The 23577-nt window shown below is 29.0% G+C and carries 22 protein-coding genes and 1 riboswitch; of the genes, 20 read left to right on the top strand and 2 right to left on the bottom strand.

The window, feature by feature from the left end; all coding sequences use genetic code 11:
* Window positions 1–4 precede the first annotated feature (4 nt).
* From ruvX to HMPREF0202_RS11410, 12 genes are read left to right on the top strand one after another with little or no spacing between them, the layout of a single operon-like run.
* Window positions 5–424 carry a Holliday junction resolvase RuvX gene (gene ruvX, locus HMPREF0202_RS11465; protein ID WP_023050960.1) on the top strand — a complete coding sequence of 140 codons (420 nt, stop codon included), beginning with the start codon at window positions 5–7 and terminating at the stop codon, window positions 422–424.
* Window positions 425–440: 16 nt separating this feature from the next.
* Complete coding sequence (gene secD / locus HMPREF0202_RS11460) at window positions 441–1661, top strand: protein translocase subunit SecD (protein WP_040407381.1); 1221 nt, start codon at window positions 441–443, stop codon at window positions 1659–1661.
* A gap of 4 nt (window positions 1662–1665) precedes the next feature.
* The gene (gene secF / locus HMPREF0202_RS11455; protein ID WP_023050958.1) at window positions 1666–2604 is read left to right on the top strand and encodes a protein translocase subunit SecF; all 939 of its coding nucleotides are present in this window, start codon (window positions 1666–1668) and stop codon (window positions 2602–2604) included.
* 57 nt (window positions 2605–2661) lie between these two features.
* Window positions 2662–3771, top strand: a complete 1110-nt coding sequence (alr, locus tag HMPREF0202_RS11450) for an alanine racemase (protein WP_023050957.1) — start codon at window positions 2662–2664, stop codon at window positions 3769–3771.
* An 11-nt stretch (window positions 3772–3782) separates the two neighbouring features.
* Window positions 3783–4967 carry a class I SAM-dependent rRNA methyltransferase gene (locus HMPREF0202_RS11445; RefSeq protein WP_023050956.1) on the top strand — a complete coding sequence of 395 codons (1185 nt, stop codon included), beginning with the start codon at window positions 3783–3785 and terminating at the stop codon, window positions 4965–4967.
* Between the two features lie 17 nt (window positions 4968–4984).
* Entirely contained in the window at window positions 4985–5518 is a 534-nt protein-coding gene (locus HMPREF0202_RS11440; RefSeq protein WP_023050955.1) for a CvpA family protein, read from the top strand.
* A gap of 9 nt (window positions 5519–5527) precedes the next feature.
* A complete protein-coding gene (locus tag HMPREF0202_RS11435) occupies window positions 5528–6607 on the top strand; it encodes an LptF/LptG family permease (protein WP_023050954.1) in 1080 nt (359 codons plus the stop codon).
* Window positions 6604–7683 (top strand): LptF/LptG family permease, encoded by a 1080-nt coding sequence (locus tag HMPREF0202_RS11430; protein ID WP_023050953.1) that lies wholly within the window; start codon window positions 6604–6606, stop codon window positions 7681–7683. The genes HMPREF0202_RS11435 and HMPREF0202_RS11430 overlap by 4 nt, the downstream gene beginning before the upstream one ends.
* Window positions 7684–7691: 8 nt before the next feature.
* Window positions 7692–8915 carry a M16 family metallopeptidase gene (locus HMPREF0202_RS11425; protein WP_040407379.1) on the top strand — a complete coding sequence of 408 codons (1224 nt, stop codon included), beginning with the start codon at window positions 7692–7694 and terminating at the stop codon, window positions 8913–8915.
* Window positions 8916–8925: 10 nt separating this feature from the next.
* The gene (gene dut, locus HMPREF0202_RS11420) at window positions 8926–9366 is read left to right on the top strand and encodes a dUTP diphosphatase (protein ID WP_023050951.1); all 441 of its coding nucleotides are present in this window, start codon (window positions 8926–8928) and stop codon (window positions 9364–9366) included.
* Between the two features lie 9 nt (window positions 9367–9375).
* Window positions 9376–10479: a rod shape-determining protein RodA gene (rodA, locus tag HMPREF0202_RS11415; protein ID WP_023050950.1), complete on the top strand. Its 1104-nt coding sequence runs from the start codon at window positions 9376–9378 to the stop codon at window positions 10477–10479.
* A 3-nt stretch (window positions 10480–10482) separates the two neighbouring features.
* Window positions 10483–11346, top strand: a complete 864-nt coding sequence (locus tag HMPREF0202_RS11410) for an RluA family pseudouridine synthase (protein WP_023050949.1) — start codon at window positions 10483–10485, stop codon at window positions 11344–11346.
* 39 nt (window positions 11347–11385) lie between these two features.
* Here the strand turns inward: HMPREF0202_RS11410 and ftsZ are convergent, their stop codons facing one another.
* Both ftsZ and HMPREF0202_RS11400 read right to left on the bottom strand, forming a co-directional pair.
* Window positions 11386–12330 carry a cell division protein FtsZ gene (gene ftsZ, locus HMPREF0202_RS11405; RefSeq protein ID WP_023050948.1) on the bottom strand — a complete coding sequence of 315 codons (945 nt, stop codon included), beginning with the start codon at window positions 12328–12330 and terminating at the stop codon, window positions 11386–11388.
* Between the two features lie 90 nt (window positions 12331–12420).
* The gene (locus HMPREF0202_RS11400) at window positions 12421–13035 is read right to left on the bottom strand and encodes a histidine phosphatase family protein (RefSeq protein WP_023050947.1); all 615 of its coding nucleotides are present in this window, start codon (window positions 13033–13035) and stop codon (window positions 12421–12423) included.
* A gap of 90 nt (window positions 13036–13125) precedes the next feature.
* On the opposite strand from HMPREF0202_RS11400, the gene kdsB reads away from it, so the two are divergent.
* The 8 genes from kdsB to purK all read left to right on the top strand — a co-directional run bounded on the left by kdsB (window position 13126) and on the right by purK (window position 23574).
* On the top strand, window positions 13126–13863 hold the full coding sequence (gene kdsB / locus HMPREF0202_RS11395; RefSeq protein ID WP_023050946.1) for a 3-deoxy-manno-octulosonate cytidylyltransferase: 738 nt from the start codon (window positions 13126–13128) through the stop codon (window positions 13861–13863).
* The gene (locus tag HMPREF0202_RS11390; RefSeq protein WP_023050945.1) at window positions 13863–15419 is read left to right on the top strand and encodes a SpoIID/LytB domain-containing protein; all 1557 of its coding nucleotides are present in this window, start codon (window positions 13863–13865) and stop codon (window positions 15417–15419) included. The genes kdsB and HMPREF0202_RS11390 overlap by 1 nt, the downstream gene beginning before the upstream one ends.
* Window positions 15420–15513: 94 nt before the next feature.
* The gene (locus HMPREF0202_RS11385) at window positions 15514–16152 is read left to right on the top strand and encodes a TetR/AcrR family transcriptional regulator (protein ID WP_023050944.1); all 639 of its coding nucleotides are present in this window, start codon (window positions 15514–15516) and stop codon (window positions 16150–16152) included.
* Window positions 16152–17438, top strand: a complete 1287-nt coding sequence (locus tag HMPREF0202_RS11380; RefSeq protein ID WP_023050943.1) for a TolC family protein — start codon at window positions 16152–16154, stop codon at window positions 17436–17438. The genes HMPREF0202_RS11385 and HMPREF0202_RS11380 overlap by 1 nt, the downstream gene beginning before the upstream one ends.
* 15 nt (window positions 17439–17453) lie before the next feature.
* Window positions 17454–18485: an efflux RND transporter periplasmic adaptor subunit gene (locus HMPREF0202_RS11375; protein WP_023050942.1), complete on the top strand. Its 1032-nt coding sequence runs from the start codon at window positions 17454–17456 to the stop codon at window positions 18483–18485.
* 22 nt (window positions 18486–18507) lie between these two features.
* Window positions 18508–21552, top strand: coding sequence for an efflux RND transporter permease subunit (locus HMPREF0202_RS11370; protein ID WP_023050941.1), 3045 nt, complete (start codon window positions 18508–18510; stop codon window positions 21550–21552).
* 108 nt (window positions 21553–21660) lie between these two features.
* A riboswitch (purine riboswitch) is annotated at window positions 21661–21761 on the top strand.
* A gap of 267 nt (window positions 21762–22028) precedes the next feature.
* Complete coding sequence (gene purE, locus HMPREF0202_RS11365; protein ID WP_023050940.1) at window positions 22029–22496, top strand: 5-(carboxyamino)imidazole ribonucleotide mutase; 468 nt, start codon at window positions 22029–22031, stop codon at window positions 22494–22496.
* Window positions 22483–23574, top strand: coding sequence for a 5-(carboxyamino)imidazole ribonucleotide synthase (purK, locus tag HMPREF0202_RS11360; protein WP_023050939.1), 1092 nt, complete (start codon window positions 22483–22485; stop codon window positions 23572–23574). The genes purE and purK overlap by 14 nt, the downstream gene beginning before the upstream one ends.
* Window positions 23575–23577: the final 3 nt, after the last annotated feature.

Genomic DNA, 23577 nt, shown 5'->3' with positions numbered 1-23577 from the left:
AATTATGTATAAAAGATATCTTTCTTTAGATGTAGGAGATGTAAGAATAGGAGTGGCAAAATCGGATTTAATGGGAATGGTTGCCACTCCCTTAGAAGTAATTGATAGAAGAAAGACTAAAGCTGTAAAAAGAATTGCTGAGCTGTGTAGACAAGAAAATACTAAATCGATAGTTATAGGAATACCTAAAAGTTTAGATGGAACAGAAAAACGTCAAGCAGAAAAAGTAAGAGAATTTATGGAGAAACTAAATAAGTCTATTGAAGGATTAGAGTTTTTTGAGATAGACGAAAGACTTTCCACTGTTTCAGCAGATAGAATGTTAAACGAAACAAATCTAAGGGGAGCCAAAGAAAAAAGAAAAGTAGTTGATAAGGTAGCAGCAGCTATTATACTACAGACTTTCTTAGACATGAAAAAATAACTAAGTGGAGGCTAGCATGAATTTTAAGGGGATGACAAAATTATTTTTTGTATTAGTTATACTAGTGTGTTCTTGGTGGTTAGCAGTTATGAAACCAACAAAACTAGGACTAGACTTAAAAGGTGGGGTTTATGTAGTTTTACAAGCTCAACCAGAAAATGGTACAGAGCTAGATGATGATGCTATGAACAGGCTGATAGAAGTTTTAGACAGAAGAATAAATGGTCTTGGAGTAGCAGAATCAGTTGTACAAAGAGCAGGAATGGATAGAGTTATTATAGAATTACCAGGAATTACAAACTCAGATGATGCAGTAAAGATGATTGGAAAAACAGCATTGTTAGAGTTTAAAATAATGAATGATGACGGTTCTTTAGGTGAAACACTATTAACAGGTGGAGCACTAAAAAAAGCAGAAGTTTCATACGATAATCTAGGAAGACCTCAAATTCAATTTGAAATGAATATAGAGGGGGCAAAAGAGTTTGCTAGAATAACTAGAGAAAATATTGGAAAAAGATTAGCTATAACACTTGATGGAGAAGTTCAAACAGCACCATCGATTAATAGTGAAATTCCAAGTGGAAATGGAGTTATAACAGGAAGTTACACTCCAGATGAAGCTAAAAAAACAGCAACATTATTAAATGCAGGAGCATTACCAGTTAAAGCTGAAATAATTGAAACGAGAATTGTTGGAGCATCTTTAGGAGATGAATCAATAGCTCAGAGTAAAACTGCAGCTATGGTAGCAGTTGGATTAATTGCAACATTTATGTTAATTATGTATAGACTACCTGGATTTGTAGCAGATTTAGCATTATTAAGTTTTGGACTTGTAATGTTTGCAATGCTGAACTTTATTGATGCAACATTAACATTGCCAGGAATAGCGGGTATGATATTATCTGCAGGTATGGCAGTTGATGCCAATGTAATCATCTTTGAAAGAATAAAAGATGAATTGAAATTAGGAAGCACAATTAATGGTGCAATAAAGCTTGGATTTAGTAAAGGAATAGCTTCGATTATAGATTCTAACGTTACGACATTATTAACAGCTTTAGTGTTATTTATGTTTGGAACAGGAACTGTAAAAGGATTTGCAGTAACTTTAACAATTGGAACTGTGGCGTCAATGCTTACAGCAATTTTCATAACAAAGGTTCTGTTAACAACAACAGTGGATTTATTTAAAATAAAAAGAACAGAGTTCTTCGGTGTGAAAAGGGGGTAAGTAAATGTATATTGAGGTAATAAAGCACAGTAAAAAATGGATAACATTATCAACAATATCTTTTATAATATTCCTAGGAATGTTTTTAGTAAAAGGGTTGAACTATGGAATAGATTTTACAGGTGGAAGTTTAATTCAGCTAAATTATACTAATAATATAACATTAACAGATATAAATAAAGAGCTAGATGAGTTAGCAGTTGAGATTCCACAACTTTCGTCAACTGCAAGAAAAGTCCAAGTTTCTCAAGCAGATAATAATGTTATTATTAGAACTGCTGAAATGAGTGATAAAGAAACAGAGAAGTTATTAACAAATCTTCAAACATTAGGAGATTATAAATTAGAAAGAGCTGAAAAAGTAGGAGCAACAATAGGTGAAGAATTAAAAACATCAGCAATCTATGCTCTTACAATAGGTGGATTATTAATAGTTTTATACATAACAATGAGATATGAATTTAAATTTGCAATAGCTGGAATTTTAACATTATTACACGATGTTACTGCAGCTTTAGGAGTTATAGCATTGTTAGGGTATGAGGTTGATACACCGTTTATAGCAGCTATTCTAACAATATTAGGATACTCTATTAACGATACAATCATAATATATGATAGAATCAGAGAGAGTTTAAGAAAAAAATCAGATTTAACTTTTGGAGAAGTATTAAATAAAAGTTTAAATCAAGTTTTAGTAAGATCAATTAATACTTCAGTTACAACATTATTAGCATTAGTTGCAATATTAGTTTTTGGTGGAGATAGTTTAAGAACATTTACAACAACACTTTTAGTGGGAATTGGAGTGGGAACTTACTCATCAATATATATTTCAACACCTTTAGTGTATCTTTTTGAAAAGAAAAGAGACGATAAGTATGAACCTAAAAAAGATGACGATGATGATAATTCACATCCTGAAGAAAAAATTGTAGTATAACAAAAAAGCCACCTGAAAAAGGTGGCTTAATCTACTTAATAAGAGTTGGAGGAAAAAATGAGAACGTGGGCAGAGATAGATCTAGATAACTTAGAATATAATATAAAAAAAATAAAAGAACTATCTCATGACAGAGACATAATGGCCATTATAAAAGCAGATGCCTATGGAATGGGAGCAGTCACAATAGCAAAAGAACTTTCAAAAATGGGGGTAAAAATATTTGGAGTTTCATCTCTAGAAGAAGGGATAGAACTAAGGAATAACGACATTGATGATGAGATTTTAATCTTAGCAGGAATTTTTAACGAAGAGTTAGAAGAAGCAGAGAAAAAAAATCTACAAGTTACTTTGACTGATCTTTCTCAAATAAAATATATTAATGAAAAGGGACTTTCGTTAAAAGTACATATAAAAGTAGATACAGGAATGGGTAGAGTTGGATTTACAGTAGAGGAAGGAAAAGCAGCTATAGACATATGTAAGGAAAAAAATATAGAAGTAGTTGGAGTTTATTCACATTTATCAGTATCAGATGAATCAGATGAAGAATCAATAAGCTATACAAAAAAGCAGTTAGAAAAATTTAGAGATTTTGAAAAGTTAGAAGAGATAAAATATATCCATATTCTTAATAGTGGAGGGATATTAAAGTTTTCTGAAATTCCTCAAAGTAATTTAGTTAGAGCTGGAATAATTATGTATGGTGTTTATGGAGAGGGAGTTATAGAAAATTTAAAAAGAGTTTTTACTTTAAAAAGTAGAATACTTTTTTTAAAAGAACTAAAAGAGGATATAGATATATCTTATGGAAGAGTAGGTAAAGGATATAAAAATGATTTAATTGCAACAATAACAGTTGGATATGCAGATGGTTTCAGAAGAGAGCTTTCAAATAAGGGAACAATTGAAATTCATGGAGTTCCTTGTAAAATAGTAGGTAAGGTTTGTATGGATATGCTTATGGTAAGAATACCAGATGAGCTAAAAGGTAGAGTAAAAGCAGGAGATGAAGTAACTGTAATGGGAGAGGACATTTTTGACAAATCAATAATGGTTGGATCTTCTATTTACGAGTTATTTACTGGACTAAGTAGAAGGGTTAGTAGAGTTTATTTGAAACATGGAAAGCCTTACTTAGTGAATAGCCTAATAGGAAAATTATAAAGGAGAGTTTAATGGCAAAAGTAATATTAGAATCAGGAAAAGAAAAGAAAATTAGGAATTTTTATCCAAATGTATTTAAAGATGAGATACAGGATATTTTAGGAAATGTTTCTAATGGAGATATAGTTGAGGTTTGTATAACGGATGGAGAGCTTGTGGCAAAAGGATATGTAGCAGAGGCAACAAATGCGTTTGTTAGAGTTTTAACAACAAAGGATATAGCAGTTGATAAAACATTAATTTTAGAAAAAATAAAAAGAGCTTATGAAAAGAGAAAACATCTTTTAGCAGAAACTAATTGTGTTAGAGCTTTTTATTCTGAAGCAGATGGAATACCAGGATTAATAATTGATAAATTTGATAAATATGTATCTGTACAATTTAGAAATTCAGGATTAGAAGTAGCTTTTAGACAAGAAATAATAAATGCTATAAAAAAAGTTATGAAACCAAAAGGAATATATGAAAGAAGTGATGTTGAAAATAGAACTCATGAAGGTGTAGAGCAACAAACTGGAATAATATATGGTGAGATTCCAGAAAGAATCGTAATGGAAGATAATGGATTAAAATATTACGTAGATATTATAGATGGTCAAAAAACAGGATTTTTCCTAGATCAAAGAGACTCTAGAAAGTTTATAAGACCATTTTTAAATGAAAATACAAGATTTCTAGATGTATTCTCTAGTAGTGGTGGGTTTTCAGTTGCAGCATTAAAAGAAGGATGTAAAAAAGTTATAGCAATTGATAAAGAACCTCACGCATTAGAGCTGTGTAAAGAAAACTATGAATTAAATGAGTTTACAAATGATTTTGAAACAGCTGAGGGAGATGCATTTTTAATGTTAAAAATCTTAGCTAATAGAGGAGAAAAGTTTGATGTAATAACATTAGATCCACCATCATTAATAAAGAAGAAGATTGATATTCATAGAGGAAGAGATATGTTCTTCAGTTTATGTGATGAAAGTTTCAAGTTAATTGAAGATGGTGGAATAGTAGGAATAATAACTTGTGCTTATCATATGAGTCTTCAAGATTTAATAGAAGTAACAAGAATGGCAGCTTCAAAGAATGGAAAATTATTACAAGTTATAGGAGTAAATTATCAACCAGAAGATCATCCATGGATTTTACATGTTCCAGAAACATTATACTTAAAAGCTTTATGGGTTAGAGTAGTAAATAATTAATTTAAGGGGGAATAATTATGTACTTAGATATTTTAATAGCAGTAATACTTATATTTGCAGTGATTGAAGGATTAAAAGATGGATTTTTACTACAATTCTTCTCAATCTTTGGAATTTTCATTGATTTTATTATAGCTCAAAAATTTACTCCAATTGTAATAGAGAAATTAGCTATGAATAACAATGAAAGTAACTACTTATTGACGTATATAGGTGTATTTATAGCTTCATACTTTGCTATTGCTATTTTAATGTTTTTTATAGGAATTATTTTAAAAAATCAAAATAAAGGGTTCTTATCTAGAGGATTAGGTGGAGCTTTTGGATTAGTAAAAGGACTTATAATTTCATTAATAATTTTATTTATTTTTAATTTTGCTGCTCAAAAATATACAGTTTTAAAAAAGTATGGAATTGACAGTAAGACTAATGCAGTATTTTTAGAGAAATCTCATTATATTGAGGAATATTTACCAAAAGAATTAAAATCAGAATTAAACTATATAAAAGGAAAAGAACTAGTTGAAAAGTACTTTAATAAAATGTTTTAGGAGAGAAAAATGAAAATAATTGAAAAATATATATTGGAAGATGTGAAGATGCCAATAATATTTGGAGTATCACTATTTACATTTATTTTCTTAATAGAGATTATTGTGTCTCTTATGGAAAATATAATTGTAAAAGGAATCTCATTAATTGATGTATTAAGAATATTGTCATTTTATCTACCTCCAATTTTATCACAAACAATACCAATGGGTGTATTTTTAGGAGTTATGATAACTTTTTCTAAATTTACAAGAACAAGTGAAGCTACAGCAATGAGTTCTATAGGAATGTCCTTAAAAGATATATTGAAGCCAATAGTAATATTGGCTTCAATAATAACTGTTTTTATATTTTTCCTACAAGAAAGTATTATTCCTAGATCTTTTAGTAAATTAGAAGAAATAACAATGAAAATAGCATATGAAAATCCAGTATTTCAACTAAAAGAGAGAATATTAATTGATGAAGTCGATGAATATAGCTTATACATTGAAAAGATTGACAGAAAAACTAATGAAGCTGAAAATGTTTTGATTTTCCAAAAAGAAGATAAAAATAATTTTCCTACAATTTTATTAGGAGATAAAGCGTACTGGAAAAATGTAAATATGGTATTAGAAGATTCTAAGTTTTATACTTTCAATCCAGATGGAACAATAAAATTAGAGGGAGAATTTAAGCAGAAGAAAATACCTTTAAGTTCATATTTTCAAGAGGTTAATATAGAAGTAAAAGATATTGAAGCTATGGGAATAACAACTCTTTTAAAAAATTTAAAAGGAAAAACATATCAAGAAAAAATTCCATATTTAGTTGAGATTAATAGAAAGATAGCAATTCCATTGTCAACTGTTGTATTAGCTATTTTAGGAGTTCTTTTATCAATTGGCCATCATAGAAGTGGAAAAGGAGCTAGTTTCGGAGTAAGTTTAGGAGTTATATTTACCTATATTGTATTTCTTAATGTAGGAATGGTAATGGCAAATAAAGGTGTAGTATCACCATATATGGGAGTTTGGCTACCAAATTTATTATTAGTTGGTGGAACAGCTCTACTATATAAAAGAAAAGCAGGTGGTGCTAAATGAAAAAATTAGATATCTATATAAGTAAGAACTTCATAAAATCATTTTTATTAAGTTTAATTGCGTTTATAAATATTTTTATATTAAGTCAACTTTTTAAAATAATAAGATATATAACAGCTGGAAGAATGAGTGTTTCAGAATCGGCAACATATATATTATATTTATTACCTAAAATATTTATAGAGGTGACTCCTCTAGCAGTACTTTTAGGTTCGTTAATGTGTATCAATAGAATGGCTTCAAATTTAGAAATTATATCTTTGAAAACTTCAGGAATAAGTTTTAGAAGAATAGTAAGATATCCTATAATAATATCATTTTTAATATCTTTGATAGTATTCCAAGTAATGAATCGTATTCATCCAATGGCTTTAGCAAAAAGTAGAGCCTTAAGAGCTGGAAGGAAAATATCAGAAAGAGTATTACCAACAACTAAAAATAATGCATTTTTAAGAACAGAAGATAATCTTGTTTATTATATAAAACAAGTAGATAGAATAGGAAATACAGGAACTCTTTTAGAGATAATAAAATTAAATAAAGATTTTGAAAAAATAGAAGAAATAATAACAGCAAAAAGTGGTGAGTTTGATTTAAATAAAAACCAATGGGTACTGAAAGATGCTGTTGTAAATAACTTTGTTAATAAAACTCAAAAAAGTTATAAAGTATACTCTAATGAAACTTTGGATAAAGGACCATCAGATTTTATAACAATTCAAGGAGATCCAGATGAATTGACAAATGCTGAAATAGCAAAATCAATTAGAGATATTAGGATAACAGGTGGAGATATAAAAGAACCACTGTCTGTTTTAGGAAAAAGATATTCTTTTCCTTTTGCAAGCTTTATAGTATCATTTTTAGGATTAGCTTTAGGAAGTAGATATGTAAGAGGAGCTTCAGCAATAAGTATTGCTTTAAGTGTTGGATTAGGATATTCATACTATATAGTGCAAGCATCTTTTGAAGCTTTAAGTGTTAATGGATTATTAAATCCATTTATAAGCGGTTGGATCCCAAATGTGATATTTTTATGTTTAGGAATTTACTTTATGAAGGAAGCAGAATATTAAGGAGGAAAATGAGCATAACTACTAAGAGGTTAGATAATGGTATAACGTTATTAATGGAAGATATAAAAAGTATAAATACAGCTAGCTTAGGTTTTTTTGTAAGAGCTGGTGTAAAAAATGAGTTGCCTGGCGAAGAAGGAATCTCTCATTTTATAGAGCATTTATTATTTAAAGGAACAACTAATCGTTCTGCAAAAGAGATATCAGAAGAGATTGATGATCAAGGCGGAATGATAAATGCGTATACAAGTGTTGAAAAAACAGCATACTATATTCAAATGACTTCAAATACATTAGAAATTGGAATCGATATTTTAAATGATATGTTTTTAAATTCTACATTTACAGATGAAAATATTGAAAAAGAAAGAAATGTAATAATAGAAGAGATAAGAATGTATGAAGATATCCCAGAGGAAGTTGTACATGAAGAAAATCTTGGATTTGCTATAACTGGTGCACAAAGCCAAAAAGTAGCTGGAACAATAGAAAGTTTAAAAGGAATAGACAGAGAAAAAATATTAAAATATTTCTATGATATGTATAAACCTGAAAATATAGTTGTTGCAGCAGCAGGAAATATTGAAGAGGAAAAAATATTTAAACAATTAAATGAAGGTATTGGACAGTTAAAAGATAGAAGTACAAAAAGAGTTTATAATGGAGACATGGTTATAAATTCAGGAGAAAAGATAATAGTTCAAGAAACAAACCAAGTTCATTTGTGTATAAATACTTTAGGAACATCAAGCACTGATAAAGACAGAGTTGAAGCATCTGTAATATCAAATGTTTTAGGTGGAAATATGAGTTCTAGACTTTTTCAAAAAATTAGGGAAGAAAGAGGATTAGCATATTCAGTTTATTCTTATACATCTAATTTTGATGAAGGTGGATTATTCACTGTATACGCAGGAACTACGCATGAAGATTATAAAGAAGTAATCTCTTTAATAGAGGAAGAATTAAAAGAATTAAAAGAGAATGGGATTACTGAAAAAGAGCTTCAAAGAGCAAAAAATCAATTCTTAAGTATGGTAACTTTTGGTTTAGAGAGTAGCAAAGGTAAAATGACAAGAATGGCAGGATCATATTTAGTTTATGGTTATGTAAGAGATATTGAAACTGTAATAAAAGAGATTGAAGATGTAAACTTAAATGATATTAAAAGAGTTGCTAAAAAAATATTTGATGAAAAGTATATATCTAAAACAATTTTAGGGAACATATAAAGGGGAAAAAATGGAAAACGTTATTGTTAAATTAGTACTAGAAAACGGAGTAGAATTACCAAAATATATGACAGAGGGTGCAGCTGGAATGGATGTAAAAGCAAACATAACAGAACCAGTTACATTAAAAACTTTAGAAAGAAAATTAATTCCAACTGGAATTAAGATGGAAATACCTTCTGGATATGAAGTACAAGTGAGACCAAGAAGTGGGCTTGCTTTAAAGCATGGAATAACTTTAGTTAACACTCCAGGGACGATTGACTCAGACTACAGAGGTGAAGTTGGAGTTATATTGATAAATTTAAGTAATGAAGAATTTATAGTAAACCCAGGAGAAAGAATTGGTCAATTAGTTCTTCAAAAAGTTTATAAGATGGAGTTTGAAAAAGTAGATGAGTTATCAACAACTGTAAGAGCTGAAGGTGGATTTGGTCATACAGGAAAATAGGAGAAATTAATGGGAAAAAATCATGATTTAGTAGTTACTATAAAAAGAATAAAAAAAATGAAAAATATGATTTTATATATTGCTCTATGCATAGTTTTAATAAGTTTATTAACTGTGTATAGTGCAACAATCCATAAAGGAACGTCATTTTTTTATAAAGAAATTGTTTGGATAGGATTAGGAGTATTAACGTATTTTATCTTTTCTTTTATAGATTATAAGGTATACGGGAAATATTATAAAATTATTTATCTTATAAATGTTATTTTATTATTGCTGGTATTTGTTATCGGTGATAAAAGATTGGGAGCTCAGAGGTGGATTGATTTAGGATTTATAACAATTCAACCCTCTGAATTCTCAAAACTATTTATTGTTTTAACTTTTTCAGAAGTTTTAGCTACTAAATATAATAATAAATTTTCTGGATTTAAAAGTATTATAGCGACAAGCATGCATGTTTTACCAATATTTTTATTGATAGCAGCTCAACCAGATTTAGGAACATCATTAGTTATAATATTTTTATACTTAATACTAATTTTTATAAATGGAATAGATTGGAAGACTATAATAATTTTAGCATTTATAGGAATTTCAATGGCTCCAATCGGGTATTTTTTCTTATTAAAAGATTATCAAAGAGAAAGAGTGTTAACATTTTTAAATCCAGAAGCTGATTTGTTAGGTAGTGGTTGGAATGTAACTCAATCAATGATAGCAGTAGGATCTGGTGGAGTATTTGGAAAAGGATTTTTACAAGGAACTCAAAGTAAATTGAGATTTTTACCAGAATCGCATACAGATTTTATAGCAGCCGTATTTTTAGAGGAGAGAGGGTTAATTGGAGGATGCGTTTTATTAATTCTTTATATTTTACTTTTATGGGGAATAATGAGAATTGGTGACAAATCTGAAGGTTATGGAAAACTGATCTGTTACGGAATATCGGCTATATTCTTTTTCCATATAGTTATAAACATTGGAATGGTAACAGGAATAATGCCAGTTACAGGATTACCTCTTCTTCTTATGAGTTATGGAGGAACATCATTTTTATTTGCTTTTGCAATGCTAGGAATAGTTCAAAGCATAAATATATATAGGGAGTAAGAAATGGAATATATTATAGATTCTAGTTTTCATGAAGTTAGATTAGATAGGTTTTTAAGAAAAAAATATGAAAATACTCCATTAACAGAGATTTTTAAAGGAATAAGAACTGGGAAAATAAAAGTTAATGGAAAAAAATCTAAAGAAAACTATAGATTAAAAGAAGGGGATATTGTAAAAGTTTTAATAGCTGGTGGAGAAACAGTTGCAAAAGACTTTATAAAAATATCGCCTCAAGATATGAAGACTTTAAAAAGTGGAATTATTTATGAAGATGAGAAAGTTATTATCTTTAATAAAGATGCTAATATGGTTATGCATAAAGGAAGTGGTCATGAATATGGACTTTCTGAACTTTTTAAAAGTTACTATAAAACAGATGAATTTAATTTTGTAAATAGAATAGATAAATCTACTTCTGGTTTGGTTATAGGAGCTAAGAGTTTAGCAGTAACAAGAGAGTTAGCAGAAGAGGTTAGAGAAGGAAAAACAGATAAAAAATATTATATATTAGTTGATGGTATTATTACTAAGAAAGAGTTTACTTTAAAAACATATCTAAAAAAAGAAGAAACAAAAGTAATAGAGTTAGATTCTTATGAAGATGGTGCAAAAGAGAGTATATCTTATTTTAAAGTTTTAAAAATTGGTAAGAGAAAAACTATTCTAGAAGGAAAACTTGAAACGGGAAGAACACATCAATTAAGAGTACAGTTATCAAACTTAGGACATCCTATTGTTGGGGATGGAAAATATGGAAAAGGTGGAAAAAATATGTTTTTATTTTCATATTATTGTGAAATACCAAAATATAAAATAAAAATAGAATTACCTTTACCAGAGGAGTTCCTAAAAAATTTAGATTAAAAAAACGGTTTTTATTTTAAACCGTTTTTTTTATTACTATTATTTATTTAAAAAAGAATTTGCAATTAAAATAACTTTAATTGTATCATCAGAGTTTTCATCTATAGAAACTCCAAATAAAACATCGTCAATTTCAGCACGACACTCTTTTTTTATTGTTTCAACAATAATACTAGATTCCATTAAATTCAAGTCTTTAGGTCCAATAATATTAACTAAGAATTTAGTTGCACCTAAAATTGTTCTTTCAAAAAGAGATGAGTCAACAGCAGCAAGAGCAGCTTTTTCAGCTCTCTTTTCACCTTCGCCTTCACCAAATCCTAAAATAGCTTCTCCTGAATTTAATAAAAGTGATTTTATATCAGCAAAATCTAGATTAATTAGACCTTTAGCTAACATAAGATCTGTCATACCTTTAATAGCGGTAAATAAAACAAAATTACTTTTTTTAAAGGCTTCTTGAACTGTTATATTAGGGGTTGAGCTATCTAAAAGTTTATCGTTAGGGATAACAATGAGAGAATCAACAAAAGGTTTAAGATTTTTAATACCAGCTTCAGCAATTTTCATTCTTCTTCTTCCTTCAAAAGAAAAAGGTTTAGTTACAATTGCAACAGTTAAAATATTCATCTCTTTAGCTAATTTTGCAATTAAAGCCGTGGCAGCACTACCTGTTCCACCTCCCATAGTAGAGGTTAAAAATAAAAAGTCAGTACCTCTTAAAATATTTTTAATAAAAGCTAAACTTTCTTTTGTAGCTTTTTCTCCTAACTCAATATTTCCACCACAACCAAGTCCTTTTGTGGTTGACGGTCCTAATTGAATTTTATGAGGAGTTTTAGAATTGTTTAAATCTTGTAAATCAGTATTGAGTGCAAAAAAAGTCACATCATCAATATGAGAAGAAACAATTTCATCAAGTGCGTTTATACCACCGCCACCAATACCCATAACTTTTATATTAACATTAAACTTATCTCCCAAAAAAACTCACCCCCTAAATAAAATAGATAGTAATATATAACATTAGTACTTTAATACTATACGATTTCCTTTGTGTCAACAGCAAAAAAATTATTTTAAATGTTCAGTGTCAGAAAATTTAATAATTTTAAAGCCATTTGAATCATATTCAACAATAGTTGTACTTGTATTTTCAGGAACAGGTTGCTTGGAGAACTCATCAATACCTTTTTCATTAATAATATTGAAGATAGCTTTCAGTGTAACACCATGACTGATAACTAAGATATTTCCATTATTATTTTCTTTAATAAGTTTTTCTAATCCAAGTTTAACTCTATCTAATATCTCTTCATAACTTTCTCCATTATAAGCACTAGGATTATAGTCCATAGCGTTATTCCAGAAATTATGGTATTCAATAGGATAATTTTTTTCAAACTCTTCCCTTGGAATTCCTTCAACTTTTCCCATATTTATTTCTTGGAATTCATCAATGGTAGTTATTTCTATATTTTTATCTCCAAGTAAAAGTTTGGTTGTTTGTAAAGCTCTATCTTGTGGTGATGAGTAAACTTTTTTAAAATCAATATCTTTTAAGTGTTGAGAAAGTTTTTTAGCTTGTTCAACTCCTAGTTCTGTTAGTGGAGAGTTAGATCTTCCTTGAAAAATCTTTAGTGTATTCCAAACAGTTTCACCATGTCTTACAAAATAAATACGTAGCATAATTTTCTCCTTTTTAAGTATAAAAACTCTTTTTTTTAATATGATATTCTTGTATAATCTTATTATACATTGAATTTTGGAGGTTGTAAAATGAAGTTTTTAGGAGTAATTCCAGCAAGATATGAATCAACAAGATTACCGAGAAAGCCATTAAAAGATATTTGTGGTCATTCAATGATTGAATGGGTTTATAAAAGAGCTATGAAATCTAATTTAGATGAAGTAATTGTAGCTACAGATTCTCAAGAAGTTTTTGATGCAGTTAAATCATTTGGAGGAGAAGTTATATTAACAGATGTAAATCATTTAAATGGAACTAGTAGAATAGCAGAAGTTTGTGAAAAAATAACTGATTATGATGTAATTATAAATATTCAAGGAGATGAACCTTTAATAGAGCCAGATATGATAAACTCATTGATTAATGTATTTAAAGATGAAGAGGATTTAAAAATGGCAACATTAAAACATAAACTCTTAAAAAAAGAGGATATTGAAAATCCTAATTATGTAAAAGTTGTAACTGATAAAAAAGATTATGCAATATATTTTTCAAGAAGTGTAATACCATATCCAAGAAATGAGAATTTAGATATATATTTTAAACATGTGGGTATCTATGGATACAAAAGAGAATTTGTTTTAGAATATGCAAAGTTAAAAAGTACTCCTTTAGAAAATTCAGAATCATTAGAGCAGCTTAGAGTTTTAGAAAATGGATATAAAATAAAAGTTTTAGAAACACCATTTGAAATAATAGGAGTAGATACTCAAGATGAGCTTGAAAAAGTAAGAAAGTATATAAGTGAAAAAGGAATAGAGTTATAATGAAAAAGCGAAATATAAAAAATATGATAGCTATTGGTATTTGTTTATTAGGTTTTACAGGATGTAGTAGTAGTTCAAAAAAAGATTATTATGAAAGACCAGGAAGTTCTTCATCTAATTTAAAAGGAGATAGAGTTGATTTATATGGGAGTTATTCTAAAGATAAAATACCTGTGGCAAGACCGATACCATATTTAAAATATGTAAACGATATGGAGTCCCCAAAAGTTCCAATTAAGTATTATAAAGAAAAAGAATTTTTAGATTTTTACAAAAATACTAAAGTTAAGGGACATGGAGATAATTCAAATTATTGGAGATGGAAAGTTACTTTAACTAAAAAAGAGATAAGTAATGTATTAAATAAAAATTTAGTAACTTTAAGTTCGAGAAGACCAAAAGAGGTATTAACTTATGAAAAAGGAGAATGGATAGCTAAAAAAATTCCATTAAATCCAGTTGGTGAAGTTATAACTTTAAGAGTTCTTGAAAGAGGTAAATCAGGTTTAGTAACAAAATTATTAATAAAAGGAACTAGAGGAGAATATATTGTTGCAAAAGAGGGGAATATTAGAAATTTACTAAGTTTAAGTAGAAATAATGTAGATAGTGTAGTAAATATTTATGGTGCCAAAGGAGGAAGTGCTAGCTACAATGATAAGCCAATATCAAAAAATCCAAGTATGTTACCATCAGCATTTATAGCAATAGAAAAGCTAGGAAATGGTGGTTTTAATATTTATGGTGGAGGATTTGGACATGGTTCCGGTATACCTCAATGGTCTGCTATGGATTTAACTAAAAATAAGGGATATTCATACAAACAAGTTTTACAAAGATATTATACAGATACAAAGTTAAAAAATATGAGATCAGTAGATGGAATAGGAGATAAAATAAGAGTTGGTATAATGAACAGTGGATTTTCAACTCTTAATCATTCAAAAATTTCAATGTTTTCTTTAGGAACCATAAAAATAAAAAGTAAAGATGGAAATGTAAATATAAATCCAAGAACTTCGGTTGATTTTGTAGTAAAAGATGGATATACACAAGTAATTGTTCAAAATAAATTAAGATTGAAGACAAGAAACTTTATAAACATCACATCTAATAAAATGATTTCTGTAACAAACATAAGGAGAAATGTAAGAAATAAATATCCAACATATAGAGGTGAATTTGAAATAAGATTAGCTCAAGGTGGAAAAAGTTTAAATTTAATTAATGAAATAAATATAGAAGATTATTTACTACAAGTTGTACCAAGTGAAATGCCACAAAGTTTTGGATTAGAAGCTCTTAAAGTACAAGCAATTGCAGCAAGAACTTATGCAGCAAAAGATATTTTGAGAAATAGATATGCAAAGCAAGGGTTTCATATAGTAGATAGCACACAAAGTCAAGTATATAATAATTTAGATGAAAATGAATTAGCGTCTCAAGGGGTCAAATCGACAAAAGGTTTAATATTGGTGCACGAAGATAAGCCAATAGATGCAAAATATTATTCAACCTCATCTGGATTTAACTCAAGTGCTCATAATGTGTGGTAAAATATAAAAAAAGCATTGACTAAATAGTCATTATAGATTAGAATATTCTATGACTGTTTAGTCATTTTAAATTTAAGTTCAGTAAGGGGGCAAGATGCTAAAGGAGGGAAAAAAAGAACAAATTTTAGAAGCAGCGAAAGATGTTTTGTTGAAAAAAGGGATATTTAAAACACGAGTTGAAGATATAACTACTTATTTAGGAATTGCTAAAGGAAGCTTTTATACGTATTTCAAATCTAAAGATCAACTTTTAGAAGAAATTATTGATAGAGTGTACGAAATTAGAGAAGCAGAATTAGAAGAACTTTTAAAAAGTGATTCTAATTATGAAGAGCGAATAAAAATTTTTATAATAAAAAGATTTGTCATATCATCAGATAACTTAAAGTCTCACTTAATATTAATAAATTTAACAAGAAATCTAGAGCATTTAACACCTGTTCTTAGAGAAAAACTTTTACAAATAGAGATTTTAAATAGAAAATTTCTAAAAGAGATAATAAAAAATATTCCAAATATAAATTATTCAGAAGATGAAATGAATACAATCATAATCTTCATTATGGGTGGAATAAAATCTTATAGATTAGAGAGATTATTTTATAAGAATACAGATGACTACTTTATAAGTGATATAGATGAGTTTAGAGAAAGACTAAGAAATATAAACTTAGAAAAAGAAGTAGAATTAGTGGTAAGTGGAATTTTAAAATTACTAACAGGAGGAAATTAATGAAAAAGTTATTAGGATTACTGGTATTGCTTTCAACAGCAGCCTTTTCAAGAGAACTGACATTAGAAAGTGCAATTGATTTAGCCTTAGAAAATGGAAAAACGATAAAAACATCAGAGTTATCAAAAGAAAATGCAAAGTTAAATGTTAGAAGAGCATTTAAAACAGCTTTACCAACAGTAACATACAATGGACAATATCAAAAAGCAGAGCACACAAATAGAAATATGCTAGATATAGTTGAATCAGATGGAACAACAGGAATAGGAGCAAAAAGTGGATACACACAAACAATAGGTCTTTATCAACCTTTATTTAGAGGAGGGGCGATAACAGGTGGAATTTTAGGTGCTGAAGCTTCAAGAAATATGGCAGATATCTATCTTTTATCTGAAAAAAGAGATGTAAGATTAGATATAATAGCTCTATATTCAAGTATAATAAATTTTGAAAAAGATTTAACAGTTTTAGAGACATCTAGAAAAGAGTTACAAGCTAGATATGATAAGCAAAGCGAACAATTAAATTTAAGACTAGTTACAAAAGCCGATCTTTTAAAAACTGAATATTCTATTTTAGATTTAGAGGCACAAATAACAGGAACTAAAACAAATTTAGAGATAGCTAAAAAAGATTTGAAATTGAAGCTAATGATTCCAAATAATGAAGAGATTACTTTAAAAGATTTCCAAGTACCAGAAAACTTAACTTCAGGAATTGATTTTGGAAAAGATTTAGATCAAGCACTAACAAATAGTTTATCTGCTAAACTAGCAGTAAATAAAGTTAACTATGCAGCAGCTGAAAAAGTTGTAGCAAGATCAAGTTTATTACCGCAAGTTGATGCTTTTGCAACATATGGAACATCAAAAGAAAGTCATCATTTTGATAATAGTTTTGACAATGCTGAATGGAGAGGTGGAGTTTCTGTAAAATGGGACGTATTTTCATTTGGAAGTGGAATTGATGAATATAATGTGGCAAAAAACAATGAAAATATAGAATCTATAAATCAAGAGTTAACATCAGATAATATAAAACTATCTGTTACAAAAAATTATAGAGAATTAATACGTTTACAACAATTAAGAGATTCTAGAAATAAGGCTTTAGAAGCAGCAACAGAAAACTTTAATATAGATACAGAAAGATATAATGCAGGATTAATTTCAACTGTAGATTATTTATTATCAGAAAGTCAATATAGACAAGCAGCTGTAGATTATAACTCAGCAGTATTAAATTATTATGTAGCATTTGAAAAGTATAGATCATCACTTATTTAATATTTAGGAGGAAAGATGAAAAAGGGATTATTCATATTAACAGCGGCAGCTATCTTGATGACTGCTTGTGGGAAAAAAGAAGAAGCAGTAGTAGAAAAACCAAAAAAGCCAGTAGTGGCATCACAAGTTAAAAAGGAACAAGTTTCAGATATATATACAACTGATGGAACAATTGTACCTCAAGAAAAAGTAAACCATACATTAGACACACAAGGAACTGTATCAACAGTATTAAAGAAAAATGGAGATTTTGTTAAAAAAGGTGAAGTAATAGTAAAATTTACAGATGCAAAAGCTGAGTCAAATTATGATGCAGCAAAAGCTAATTTACAATCAACAAAAAATAATTTTGAAAAATTTAATAAGCTTTATGAGAAACAGATGATATCTCAGTTAGAGTTTTTAAATTATAGAGATGCATATACAAATGCATTAGCAGATTATACAGCTAAAAAATCAAACTACGATAAATTAACTAGAAAATCTGAGTTAACAGGGTTAGTAGGAAACTTAAACTTAAAGTCTGGAAATGTAGTAGAAGCTAATTCAACTGTATTCACAGTAGTAGATGAGAATATAATGGAAATAACTGTTGATTTCCCAGGTTACTGGTTAAGTACATTAAACGAGGGATCACCAGTGACTTTAATGGTTTCTGATTTAGGTGGAAAAGAGTTTGATGGAAAAATTAAATCTATAAATCCAATAGCAGATGCAGAAACAAAGAAGTTTCCAGTAAAAATATCTATTGATAACAAAACAAAAGAGTTAAAAGATGGAATGTACACAAAAGTTGTAATTCCAACTGAAAAAAGAGAAGGACTTATTGTACCGCAACAAGCAGTATTTATAAGAGACTTATTAAGTTATGTTTATAAAATAGAAGATGGAAAAGCAAAGAGAGTAGAGGTTACAACAGGAGCTACAATAAAACCAAATATTGAGGTTATATCAGAAGAGTTAAAACCAGGAGATTTAGTAGTATCTGATGGTATATTCGGATTAGCTGATGGAGATGAAATTACAATAAATAACGAAACAAAATAGAAATTAAAGAGGTGAAAGATATATGTCATTAGCAGGTATTGCTATACGTAGGCCCGTTGCAACAGTAATGGTAATGGTCTCGATGGTATTCTTAGGAATTGTTTCGATGCTATCAATGAAATCAGAACTACTTCCTAATATGAATATTCCAATGGTTGTAATTACTACAACTTGGAATGGAGCTGTTCCAGAAGATGTAAACAGTCAGATTACTAAAAAAATAGAAGACTCACTATCAGGTGTTGATGGAATTAAAAAGATAACATCTACATCATCATTTGAAAGATCAGTTGTAAGTATAGAGTTTGATTATGGTGTAAACATAGATTTAAAAAGAGGAGATGTTCAAAGAGAGATTGATGCTATATCAGGAGAGTTACCAGATGATGCATCAAAACCTACGACACAGAAAAAGTTAGCAGGTTCAGGAAATACTGCGATGATGCTAAACGTATCAGGTCCAAATTTCTTAGAATTGACAACATTTGTAAATGAGTTCATGACTCCAAGATTTGAAAGAATTGGAGGGGTTGGAAGTGTTGATACATTAGGATCTCCAGATAAACAGATTCAAATTCAATTTGATACAGATAAATTAGCATCATATAATTTAACACCGAATGAGTTGTATGATTTAATAAAAACATCATCAATAAATGTTCCTTTAGGAGTTATTAAAACTGGAGGAAAAGATGTTGTTGCCAGATTTATGGGAGAATTTAACTACTTAGATGAATTTGAAAATATGATTTTAAGAAGTAACGGTAAAACTCTTAGATTAAAAGATATTGCTAATGTAGTACTAACTACTGAAGATCAAAGTGAGATAACTAAACTTAATGGAAAACCATCGGTAATGTTAGTTATTGAAAAGTCTACAGATGGAAATATCTTATCGATTACAGATAATGCAAAGATAGCATTAGAAGAGATGAAGCCATACTTTCCTAAAGGTGTAGAAGTAACAACAGTAATGGATTACTCTGAAAATATTAATTCATCGATTTCAGGAGTAAAAGGAAATGCGATTACAGGACTTGTTCTAGCGACAATAGTACTTTTAGTATTCTTAAAAAATATTAGAGCTACAATGCTGATATCATTAGCATTACCAATAGCTATTATATTTACATTCGCTTTCTTATCTCTTTTAGGAGTAACGATAAACGTTATCTCTCTAATGGGATTATCTATTGGAGTAGGAATGCTAACGGACAACTCAGTTGTTGTTATAGATAATATCTATAGACATATAACGGAATTAAAAAAACCAGTAATGGAAGCGTCAGAAGATGGAGCATCGGAAGTTGCTGTAGCAATATTAGCATCAGCATTAACAACAATGGTTGTATTTATTCCAGTATTGTTTATTCCTGGTATTGCAAGAGAGATATTTAGAGATATGTCATTATCAATAATATTCTCTAACGTTGCCGCTTTAATAGTATCATTAACTCTAATGCCAATGGTAGCAAGTAGATTTTTAAAAGCTAATGCTGATATTACTAAAGAGGGTAAGATATTTGGAAAAGTAAAAAGTGGATATGAAAAAATAATAGAGTGGGCAATTACAAATAGAAAGAAAACAGTTGCATTAGCATTTTTAACATTTATGGTTATGATGATAATAGGACCAATGTTAACAAGAACAGAGTTTATACCAAAACAAGATTATGGTAGATATTCTGTTGTTTTAGAACTAGAAAAAGGACTTTCTGTTGAAAGAGCAGAAGAGATTACAGAGCAAGCAGTTGAAGTAGTAAAAAATAATCCTTTAACAAAAACATATATCTCTCTTGTAAAAACAGGAGTAGGTATTGTAAACGTTGATATAGGGCCAAAGACTGATAGAGATGTATCAATATTCCAAGTAATGGATAATTTAAGACCTGAATTAGAAAAAATACCTGGAATTAAGTTTAACTTAAAAGATGATTATCAATCAGCAGGTGGAAATAGAGACGTTGAATTTAGAATATCTTCTGATTCATTAGATGTTGCTGAAAATATAGCAAAACAAGTACAAGATAAAATTAGTCAAAATCCTGGTATTATAGATATTACATCAAGTATAGAACCAGGAAATGTAGAAGCTAGAGTTGTCTTAAACAGAGATAAATTAAGAGCACATGGAATTAGTCCATTTGATATAGGTAGAACAATAAGTTACTCTTTCCTTGGAGGAAATAGAGCAACTGGACAAACACTATCTGTAAAAACAGGAACAGAAGAGATTGATGTTTTAATAAGATTACCAAAAGATTCAAGAACTAAGGTTTCAACTTTAGAGGAGTTAAATGTTAGAGGAGCAGATGGTAAATTTGTAAAAGTATCAGATGTAGCGGATATTGTTATGGCAGAGGGAGCATCAGAAGTAACTAAAACAGATAAGATATTCTATGCATCAGTTTCAGCAAATGACGGTGGAATAGGATTAAGTAAAGTTCAAAGTGAAATCGTAGATGCATTTGAAGCAACTAACCCGCCAAAAGGTGTTTCTTATTCATGGGGTGGAATGTCGCAATTGTTTAACGAAGCAATTGTTCAAATGGGAATGGCTCTTGGAATCTCAATATTCTTAATATACGCTATTCTGGCATCACAGTTTGAAAACTTCTTACTTCCAGGGATTATATTAGCATCAGTACCGTTAGCAATGATTGGTGTTTATGGAGGATTATTAATCACAAACTCTCCATTTGACATGATGGTAATGATTGGAATAATAATGCTAGCAGGAACCGTTGTTAATAACGCCATAGTTCTTATTGACTTTATTAAGATTTTAAGAGAAAGAGGATATGAACTTAATGATGCTGTAAGAGAATCGTGTAAAACAAGACTTAGACCAATTTTGATGACTACAATGACAACAGTATGTGGTATGATTCCTCTTGCTTTAGGATTTGGAGAGGGAGCAGAGTTATATTCAGGAATGTCTATAGCTGTTATATTTGGTTTATCATTCTCAACACTGCTAACACTAGTAGTAATTCCAGTTCTATACATTATGGTTGAAGACTTTATTGATAGAATGAAGAAAAAGTTAAAGAAGCAAAAAGTATAAGAAAAATAAGGATTCCCTGAGTATTAACTCAGGGAAATTTTTTTATAAAAAAAATAATAGTTGAAAAAAATAGAACAGTGTGTTAGTATTGAAATAGGAAAAGTATTAAAAAACAAAATAAATAAAACTTGTATAATAGTTGAAATAAGGTCAACGAGTCTCTACCTGCCACCGTAAATTGGCAGACTACAAGGATAAATTTTAAATGTATGTTTTTTTGATATATTTTAAATTTGATCTTGTAGGGAATTACTATTGTAATTTCCTTTTTTTATAGACTTTTTTTGTTGACCCAAAAAATAAAGGGGAGTCAATCAAGTGTTAATAATAACGAGAAAACAGAGAAAAGAAAAGATAAAAAATAAAAAAACTAACAAATGGAATAAGTGTGTAAAAACGCAGATTATTAAAAAGGGATAGTTGTAACCTTTTTAGTAATGTGCGTTTTTTATTTTTAACTTTAGGGAGGATAAAGAGTGAAAATAGGTGTAATAATGGGAAGTAAATCTGATTTACCAACTATGAATGAATGTGTAAATGTTTTAAAAGATTTTGGAGTTGAGCATGAGATAAAAATAGTTTCAGCACACAGGACTCCTAATTTAATGTTTGACTATGCGAAAGAAGCTAAAAAAAGAGGGCTAGAAGTTATAGTAGCAGGAGCGGGAGGAGCAGCACATTTACCTGGTATGGTTGCTAGTTTAACTGACTTACCAGTTATTGGAGTACCTATTGAAAGTAAAACTTTAAAAGGAATAGATTCACTTTTATCAATTGTTCAGATGCCAGGAGGTGTTCCTGTAGCAACTGTAGCAATAGGAGGAGCTAAAAATGCCGCATTATTAGCTGTAAAGATATTAGCTTTAAAGGATGAAAGGTTAGCAGAAAAAATTGTCGAGTATAGAAAAAATATGGAAAGGATGATTTTAGATGAAAAAATCTAGAAGAGTCGGAATTTTAGGTGGAGGACAACTAGCTAAGATGCTATGTGATTCAGGAAAAAAATTAAACTGTAGAACAATAATTTTAGATCCTAATCCAGATTCATGCGGAAGATTTAGTGCTGATGAGCATATTGAAGCTGAATATAACAACAAAGAGAGTTTAAAAAAGCTATGTGAAATTACTGATGTGATAACATACGAGTTTGAAAATGTACCAAGTGAAATAGTAGACTATTTAAAAGAAAATGATGGCAATATTCCTCAAGGAAAGAGACCACTGTATTTAAGTCAACATAGAGTTAGAGAGAAAGAGGCAGTAAAACAAATTGGAGTTAAAACTGCAAAATTTAAAGGTGTTAAAAATTTAGAAGAATTAAAGAAAGCTATTGATGAAATTGGATATCCATCTATTTTAAAAACTTGTTCAGGGGGATATGATGGAAAAGGACAATGGAAATTATTAGAAGAGAAAGATTTAAAAAGTATTAATTGGAATGAAAATGTAGAGTATATTTTAGAAGAGATGATTAGATTTGATAAAGAAGTTTCATGCTTAGTTGTTAGAGGAATAAATAGAGATATAGTAAGTTTTCCAATTGGAGAAAATATCCATAAAAATGGAATTTTAAATAAAACTATAGTTCCTGCAAGGGTATCGAAAGATATTTTAGAAAAAGTGGAAAAAACATCTCAGGAAATTATAAAAAAATTAAATATATATGGACCATTAGGAATAGAATTTTTTATTAAAGAGAATGAAATTTATTTTAATGAAATGGCTCCAAGACCACATAATAGTGCACATTATACAATGGATGCATGTAATTATTCTCAATTTGATATTCATTTAATGGGGATTTTAGGAGAGAAACTACCTGAAGTAAAACTTTTAACAAAAGTAGTGATGTTAAATATAATGGGTGAAGATCAGGAGAAAGTAAAAAAAATTAAAAAAGAACATAATATGAATGTTCACATATATGGAAAGTCAGAATGGAAAAAAAATAGAAAAATGGGCCATATAAACTATTGTGGTGAAAATCTAGAAGAGCTAATTTTAAAAGCTGATTCATTTTAGGGA

Origin of the sequence: Cetobacterium somerae ATCC BAA-474 (assembly GCF_000479045.1) — a bacterium.
Classification (GTDB): Bacteria; Fusobacteriota; Fusobacteriia; order Fusobacteriales; family Fusobacteriaceae; genus Cetobacterium_A; species Cetobacterium_A somerae.
The sequence above is the reverse complement of the archived record's forward strand: the minus strand, read 5'-3'. Positions and strand labels throughout refer to the sequence as shown.

What these genes read in the sequence shown, in the direction of transcription:
- ruvX (WP_023050960.1), top strand. Translation starts at nt 5, where the DNA reads ATGTATAAAAGATATCTTTCTTTAGATGTAGGAGATGTAAGAATAGGA.
- secD (WP_040407381.1), top strand. Translation starts at nt 441, where the DNA reads ATGAATTTTAAGGGGATGACAAAATTATTTTTTGTATTAGTTATACTA.
- secF (WP_023050958.1), top strand. Translation starts at nt 1,666, where the DNA reads ATGTATATTGAGGTAATAAAGCACAGTAAAAAATGGATAACATTATCA.
- alr (WP_023050957.1), top strand. Translation starts at nt 2,662, where the DNA reads ATGAGAACGTGGGCAGAGATAGATCTAGATAACTTAGAATATAATATA.
- HMPREF0202_RS11445 (WP_023050956.1), top strand. Translation starts at nt 3,783, where the DNA reads ATGGCAAAAGTAATATTAGAATCAGGAAAAGAAAAGAAAATTAGGAAT.
- HMPREF0202_RS11440 (WP_023050955.1), top strand. Translation starts at nt 4,985, where the DNA reads ATGTACTTAGATATTTTAATAGCAGTAATACTTATATTTGCAGTGATT.
- HMPREF0202_RS11435 (WP_023050954.1), top strand. Translation starts at nt 5,528, where the DNA reads ATGAAAATAATTGAAAAATATATATTGGAAGATGTGAAGATGCCAATA.
- HMPREF0202_RS11430 (WP_023050953.1), top strand. Translation starts at nt 6,604, where the DNA reads ATGAAAAAATTAGATATCTATATAAGTAAGAACTTCATAAAATCATTT.
- HMPREF0202_RS11425 (WP_040407379.1), top strand. Translation starts at nt 7,692, where the DNA reads ATGAGCATAACTACTAAGAGGTTAGATAATGGTATAACGTTATTAATG.
- dut (WP_023050951.1), top strand. Translation starts at nt 8,926, where the DNA reads ATGGAAAACGTTATTGTTAAATTAGTACTAGAAAACGGAGTAGAATTA.
- rodA (WP_023050950.1), top strand. Translation starts at nt 9,376, where the DNA reads ATGGGAAAAAATCATGATTTAGTAGTTACTATAAAAAGAATAAAAAAA.
- HMPREF0202_RS11410 (WP_023050949.1), top strand. Translation starts at nt 10,483, where the DNA reads ATGGAATATATTATAGATTCTAGTTTTCATGAAGTTAGATTAGATAGG.
- HMPREF0202_RS11400 (WP_023050947.1), bottom strand. Translation starts at nt 13,035, where the DNA reads ATGCTACGTATTTATTTTGTAAGACATGGTGAAACTGTTTGGAATACA.
- kdsB (WP_023050946.1), top strand. Translation starts at nt 13,126, where the DNA reads ATGAAGTTTTTAGGAGTAATTCCAGCAAGATATGAATCAACAAGATTA.
- HMPREF0202_RS11390 (WP_023050945.1), top strand. Translation starts at nt 13,863, where the DNA reads ATGAAAAAGCGAAATATAAAAAATATGATAGCTATTGGTATTTGTTTA.
- HMPREF0202_RS11385 (WP_023050944.1), top strand. Translation starts at nt 15,514, where the DNA reads ATGCTAAAGGAGGGAAAAAAAGAACAAATTTTAGAAGCAGCGAAAGAT.
- HMPREF0202_RS11380 (WP_023050943.1), top strand. Translation starts at nt 16,152, where the DNA reads ATGAAAAAGTTATTAGGATTACTGGTATTGCTTTCAACAGCAGCCTTT.
- HMPREF0202_RS11375 (WP_023050942.1), top strand. Translation starts at nt 17,454, where the DNA reads ATGAAAAAGGGATTATTCATATTAACAGCGGCAGCTATCTTGATGACT.
- HMPREF0202_RS11370 (WP_023050941.1), top strand. Translation starts at nt 18,508, where the DNA reads ATGTCATTAGCAGGTATTGCTATACGTAGGCCCGTTGCAACAGTAATG.
- purK (WP_023050939.1), top strand. Translation starts at nt 22,483, where the DNA reads ATGAAAAAATCTAGAAGAGTCGGAATTTTAGGTGGAGGACAACTAGCT.